This is a genomic window from Caballeronia cordobensis, from assembly GCF_001544575.2.
GTDB classification, from domain to species: Bacteria; Pseudomonadota; Gammaproteobacteria; order Burkholderiales; family Burkholderiaceae; genus Caballeronia; species Caballeronia cordobensis.
The window spans coordinates 1-954 of record NZ_FCNY02000071.1 but is presented as its reverse complement, the minus strand read 5'-3'; the positions used below and the strand labels follow the sequence as shown (position 1 = coordinate 954).

Below are 954 nucleotides of genomic sequence, written 5' to 3'. Positions count from 1 at the left end.
AAGAAACGCTCGTGTGCTTCCTGACTCGTGTTGAGTCGCGTGTGCGCGATCAGATTGCGGAACGGTGTCGGCGCGGGCAGCGTATGTCCGCGACTTGTCATGAAGGCGCGGATCTCGTCGTGCATGAGTTGCAGCGTTGCGTGATCGCCGACGAGGTGATGCAGGATCTGCAAGCCAAGCCATCGTCCGGTGCCGGGTTCGTGAGCGACGATGAAACGCAACAAGGGCGCTTGCGTGAGGTCGAGGCACTCGGTGCGCGCATCGAAATGACGGGCGAGTTGGTCGATGGCGGGTTCGTCGTTATTCGCCATGAGCTCGACTTCGGTCACTGAAAGCGGTGCATTGCGCAAGACGATTTGCGCAGACGTCGAGAGTCCATCCCAGACGAACGCGGTGCGCAGCGCGTCGTGACGGTCGATGACTTGCTGGACCGCGTGCAGATAGGCATCGAGCGCGGCGCGATCAGCGCAGGCGAAGCGGGCGATGCTCAGATACGGATCGCCCTCGTCAGCCAGAAGATGATGGAACAGGATGCCTTCCTGTAGCGGCGACAGGGCGTAGATATCTTGGACATTAGTTACGCCGCCCGGCACGCGCTCGATGATCCGCGCGATATCGCCCTCGTTCAGGTCGATGAGCGGGAGCATCTGCGGCGTCAAGGTTCTTGTTTGTGCCGTGATGAGATTTGCAGGCACGACGACTTCGCGCGTTTGCTCTTTCTTGTCGAGCGTTTGGGCAAGATCGCTCAATACGGGGGTATCGAACAGCGTTCGTATATCGGCGCACAAACCCGCTTGTTTCAGACGCGCGATGAGCGTGACGGCCATCAGCGAGTGGCCGCCGAGTTCGAAGAAATGATCGTGGCGACCGATGCGCCCGATGCCGAGCAGTTCGCTCCACAGCGCGGCGAGCGTAGTTTCCGTGTCGCCTTGTGGCGCAGCGTAGTCGCGCTGA

General features: G+C 60.7%; 1 protein-coding gene. It reads right to left on the bottom strand.

What is annotated here, in order from left to right:
• A partial coding sequence (locus AWB70_RS38115) for a condensation domain-containing protein (protein ID WP_235024442.1) occupies positions 1-954 on the bottom strand: 954 nt, incomplete at both ends.